The 6,012-nt window shown below is 54.9% G+C and carries 3 rRNA genes; all 3 read right to left on the minus strand.

The window, feature by feature from the left end:
* Positions 1-108, minus strand: a 5S ribosomal RNA gene (gene rrf, locus ABEA39_RS18675); the annotation flags it as partial.
* Between the two features lie 161 nt (positions 109-269).
* Positions 270-3,399, minus strand: a 23S ribosomal RNA gene (locus tag ABEA39_RS18680).
* A gap of 529 nt (positions 3,400-3,928) precedes the next feature.
* Positions 3,929-5,454 (minus strand): 16S ribosomal RNA (locus tag ABEA39_RS18685).
* Positions 5,455-6,012 lie beyond the last annotated feature (558 nt).

Here is a 6,012-nt window from a genome sequence, read left to right on the forward strand (position 1 = left end):
TGTCCTACTCTCCCACAAGGTCCCCCTTGCAGTACCATCGGCGCTGAGAGTCTTAGCTTCCGGGTTCGGAATGTGACCGGGCGTTTCCCTCTCGCTATGGCCGCCGAAACACTAGGTCACGACATACCCTGATGACGGGCTGACGTGAAGTCTGTGTTTACGGAGCTTTCGCTTCGTTATTGAATTATTAGTTATCCCGACCGTTTTTCGGGAACTACAAAGTGGACGCAAGCATCACTGCCAACCACACAGGACGTGATGGTTGGGGTGTTGTCAAGTTATCGGCTTATTAGTACCGGTCAGCTCCATGGGTCGTTAGTCCCCACTTCCACATCCGGCCTATCAACCCAGTAGTCTAGCTGGGAGCCTCTCCCCCCGAAGGGGATGGAAATCTCATCTCGAAGCCGGCTTCCCGCTTAGATGCTTTCAGCGGTTATCCGTTCCGAACGTAGCTAATCAGCGGTGCCCTTGGCAGAACAACTGACACACCAGAGGTTCGTCCATCCCGGTCCTCTCGTACTAGGGATAGATCTTCTCAAATTTCCTACGCGCGCAGCGGATAGGGACCGAACTGTCTCACGACGTTCTAAACCCAGCTCGCGTACCGCTTTAATGGGCGAACAGCCCAACCCTTGGGACCTACTCCAGCCCCAGGATGCGACGAGCCGACATCGAGGTGCCAAACCATGCCGTCGATATGGACTCTTGGGCAAGATCAGCCTGTTATCCCCGAGGTACCTTTTATCCGTTGAGCGACAGCGCTTCCACAAGCCACTGCCGGATCACTAGTCCCGACTTTCGTCCCTGCTCGACTTGTCAGTCTCACAGTCAAGCTCCCTTGTGCACTTACACTCGACACCTGATTGCCAACCAGGTTGAGGGAACCTTTGGGCGCCTCCGTTACTTTTTAGGAGGCAACCGCCCCAGTTAAACTACCCACCAGGCACTGTCCCTGAACCGGATCACGGTTCGAAGTTAGATATCCAGAGTGACCAGAGTGGTATTTCAACAATGACTCCACCCGAACTAGCGTCCGAGCTTCACAGTCTCCCACCTATCCTACACAAGCCACACCGAACACCAATACCAAGCTGTAGTAAAGGTCACGGGGTCTTTCCGTCCTGCTGCGCGTAACGAGCATCTTTACTCGTAGTGCAATTTCGCCGAGTTCGCGGTTGAGACAGCTGGGAAGTCGTTACGCCATTCGTGCAGGTCGGAACTTACCCGACAAGGAATTTCGCTACCTTAGGATGGTTATAGTTACCACCGCCGTTTACTGGGGCTTAAATTCTCAGCTTCGCCTTGCGGCTAACCGTTCCTCTTAACCTTCCAGCACCGGGCAGGCGTCAGTCCGTATACATCGTCTTGCGACTTAGCACGGACCTGTGTTTTTAGTAAACAGTCGCTTCCCACTGGTCTCTGCGGCCTTTCCCGCTCCCGGAGTAAATCCGTTCACGGTTCCGGCCCCCCTTCTCCCGAAGTTACGGGGGCATTTTGCCGAGTTCCTTAACCACGATTCTCTCGATCTCCTTGGTATTCTCTACCTGACCACCTGAGTCGGTTTGGGGTACGGGCGGCTTGAACCTCGCGTCGATGCTTTTCTCGGCAGCATAGGATCACTGAATTCCCCCAATCGGGGTACGCATCGGATCTCAGGCGCATTGACGACGGATTTGCCTATCGTCAGCCCTACATCCTTACACCAGGTTCACCTTACGGATACCATCGCCTGGCTCAGCTACCTTCCTGCGTCACACCTGTTAATACGCTAAACGCACCAGCATGGGGTCGAGCGTTAGACCGGCCGGCATCACCCCGAAGGGATCCACTCAGCCGGGTTAGGACTCTTAGCACCACTGGATTATCTTGGGCGGTTCTTCGCCGGTACGGGAATATCAACCCGTTGTCCATCGACTACGCCTGTCGGCCTCGCCTTAGGTCCCGACTTACCCAGGGCGGATTAGCCTGGCCCTGGAACCCTTGGTCTTTCGGAGGACGGGTTTCTCACCCGTCTTTCGCTACTCATGCCTGCATTCTCACTCGTGTGGCGTCCACGGCTGGTTTCCACCGCCGCTTCACTCGCCACACGACGCTCTCCTACCACTCCGTACGACTGAACCACGAAGGCTTGTCTATAATACGAAATCTACAACTTCGGTGGTGTGCTTGAGCCCCGTTACATTGTCGGCGCGGAATCACTTGACCAGTGAGCTATTACGCACTCTTTCAAGGGTGGCTGCTTCTAAGCCAACCTCCTGGTTGTCTCTGCAACTCCACATCCTTTCCCACTTAGCACACGCTTAGGGACCTTAGTTGGTAGTCTGGGTTGTTTCCCTCTCGACGATGAAGCTTATCCCCCACCGTCTCACTGCTGCGCTCTCACTTACCGGCATTCGGAGTTTGGCTGACGTCAGTAAGCTTTTGGGCCCCATCGGCCATCCAGTAGCTCTACCTCCGGCAAGAAACACGCAACGCTGCACCTAAATGCATTTCGGAGAGAACCAGCTATCACGAAGTTTGATTGGCCTTTCACCCCTATCCACAGCTCATCCCCTCCATTTTCAACTGAAGTGGGTTCGGTCCTCCACGACGTCTTACCGTCGCTTCAACCTGGCCATGGATAGATCACTTCGCTTCGGGTCTAGGACATGCGACTGAATCGCCCTATTCAGACTCGCTTTCGCTACGGCTACCCCTCACGGGTTAACCTCGCCACATATCGCTAACTCGCAGGCTCATTCTTCAAAAGGCACGCTGTCACCCCTACTAAGGAGGCTCCAACGGTTTGTAAGCAAACGGTTTCAGGTACTATTTCACTCCCCTCCCGGGGTACTTTTCACCTTTCCCTCACGGTACTTGTCCGCTATCGGTCATCTGGGAGTATTTAGGCTTATCAGGTGGTCCTGACAGATTCACACGGGATTTCTCGGGCCCCGTGCTACTTGGGATCCACGTCCAGCCAGCAACACCATTTCGGCTACGGGGTTGGCACCCTCTATGACCCGCCTTTCAATGCGGTTCGCCTATAATGCGCTGTAACTGCTCCTGTCCGGCAGAACAGGACGACATGTCCCACAACCCCGACCATGCAACGACCGCCGTCTATCACACATGACCGGTTTAGCCTCTTCCGATTTCGCTCGCCACTACTCACGGAATCACTGTTGTTTTCTCTTCCTGTGGGTACTGAGATGTTTCACTTCCCCACGTTCCCTCTACCCGCCCTATATATTCAGGCGGGAGTCACCAGGTCCGCACGCGGCCTGGCGGGGTTTCCCCATTCGGAGACCCTCGGATCACAGCTCGATTATCAGCTCCCCGAGGCTTATCGCAGATTTCTACGTCCTTCTTCGGCTCCAGATGCCAAGGCATCCACCGTTTGCTCTTAAAAACTTGACCACAAAGAGCCGCAACAAATAGGACCCACCCGAAGGCAACACCCATCTGCGCGGCATATCAGTGTTATCTCGTTACCCCGACAGCAGCAGCACTCCAAAGAAGCACCACCCCGCCGGGGAAGAAATTGCACTCGAACGTCTCAACCAAACCCCCCGAAAGGGACCCGATCGACACGCTCAAGATGCTCGCGTCCACTGTGTAGTTCTCAAAAAACGGGCGGCACCAGACTCACCCCGGCAAGTAATGCCGGACGACTCTGGCCCGAAGAGGAGTTCAACCACCCACCGAAACCCTCAAAGAGCGTCACGGCCGGCCGGTTTGGTCCCTCAGGACCCAACAACGTGCACGCCCCCACCAAACCCAGCCCCACCCCGTTCCAGACCCGCAAGCGGGCCGTACTAGAAGAAGAACCTTCGTGTGAAGGCCACTGTCAATGTTCCACCCATGAGCGCCACCCACAACATTCGCTGTGGCGTGACTTGACCAGTGAATCCGGCTGTATACAGACCGGCTGGTGCATGCTCCTTAGAAAGGAGGTGATCCAGCCGCACCTTCCGGTACGGCTACCTTGTTACGACTTAGTCCTAATCACCGATCCCACCTTCGACAGCTCCCTCCAAAAGGTTGGGCCACTGGCTTCGGGTGTTACCGACTTTCATGACTTGACGGGCGGTGTGTACAAGGCCCGGGAACGTATTCACCGCAGCGTTGCTGATCTGCGATTACTAGCGACTCCGACTTCATGAGGTCGAGTTGCAGACCTCAATCCGAACTGAGACCGACTTTTTGGGATTCGCTCCACCTTACGGTATTGCAGCCCTTTGTATCGGCCATTGTAGCATGCGTGAAGCCCAAGACATAAGGGGCATGATGATTTGACGTCATCCCCACCTTCCTCCGAGTTGACCCCGGCAGTCTCCTATGAGTTCCCACCATAACGTGCTGGCAACATAGAACGAGGGTTGCGCTCGTTGCGGGACTTAACCCAACATCTCACGACACGAGCTGACGACAACCATGCACCACCTGTATACCGACCTTGCGGGGCGACCATCTCTGGACGTTTCCGGTATATGTCAAGCCTTGGTAAGGTTCTTCGCGTTGCATCGAATTAATCCGCATGCTCCGCCGCTTGTGCGGGCCCCCGTCAATTCCTTTGAGTTTTAGCCTTGCGGCCGTACTCCCCAGGCGGGGAACTTAATGCGTTAGCTGCGACACAGAAACCGTGGAATGGCCCCTACATCTAGTTCCCAACGTTTACGGCATGGACTACCAGGGTATCTAATCCTGTTCGCTCCCCATGCTTTCGCTCCTCAGCGTCAGTTACGGCCCAGAGATCTGCCTTCGCCATCGGTGTTCCTCCTGATATCTGCGCATTCCACCGCTACACCAGGAATTCCAATCTCCCCTACCGCACTCTAGTCTGCCCGTACCCACTGCAGACCCGAGGTTGAGCCTCGGGATTTCACAGCAGACGCGACAAACCGCCTACGAGCTCTTTACGCCCAATAATTCCGGACAACGCTTGCACCCTACGTATTACCGCGGCTGCTGGCACGTAGTTAGCCGGTGCTTTTTCTGCTGGTACCGTCAAGAACAAGTTCCCTTCTTCCCAACTAAAAGAGGTTTACAACCCGAAGGCCGTCGTCCCTCACGCGGCGTTGCTGCATCAGGCTTTCGCCCATTGTGCAATATTCCCCACTGCTGCCTCCCGTAGGAGTCTGGGCCGTGTCTCAGTCCCAGTGTGGCCGGTCACCCTCTCAGGCCGGCTACCCGTCGTCGGCTTGGTGAGCCATTACCTCACCAACTACCTGATAGGCCGCGAGTCCATCCTTGACCAAAAAATCTTTCCACCCCCAACCGATGCCGGTAGGGGTCATATCCGGTATTAGACGTCGTTTCCAACGCTTATCCCAGAGTCAAGGGCAGGTTACTCACGTGTTACTCACCCGTTCGCCACTAATCCCTGAAGCAAGCTCCAGTTCATCGTTCGACTTGCATGTGTTAAGCACGCCGCCAGCGTTCGTCCTGAGCCAGGATCAAACTCTCCGTAAAAGAAAAACACCACGAAACACCGGAATAGGTGAATCGCAGCAAGTTTGATGCTGACTAAAAGAACAAATCAATCTGACGATTGTTGTCCATTTCAATCTCAAAGAAACCCAACACCCAGACACCCCACACCACGAAGTGATGCAGAACAATCCGAATGCCGAGGTATAAATTGGCATTTGACAATGTGCACGCTGTTGAGTTCTCAAGGACCAAACGCACCCCAAACCCGACCACACCCAAACCCGTAAGCTCAGTACTGTGTGACCCTCGTCGGAGGCAACTTTGAAACCTTATCCACCCCGCCGGGCCCTGTCAAACCCACCCAAACGAGCGAATCCAACGGACTTCCAAACCCAATCCCGTAAAGGAACCAGACTCAGCATCTGAACCGAAATCCAGGAGGTGAAGACTTGCAACCCTACCCGCAACCAGACCCACTCACAACAAGCAATCCAGGGGGAGAGTGCCACCACTTGAGGCCTGGGAACTCAGCACGATCAAGTGACCGTGACTTCCGTTCCGCCGAACCTTTGGGCTGACAAGAAGAAACAATACGTG

The organism is Frondihabitans cladoniiphilus, from assembly GCF_039544345.1.
Taxonomy (GTDB): domain Bacteria; phylum Actinomycetota; class Actinomycetes; order Actinomycetales; family Microbacteriaceae; genus Frondihabitans; species Frondihabitans cladoniiphilus.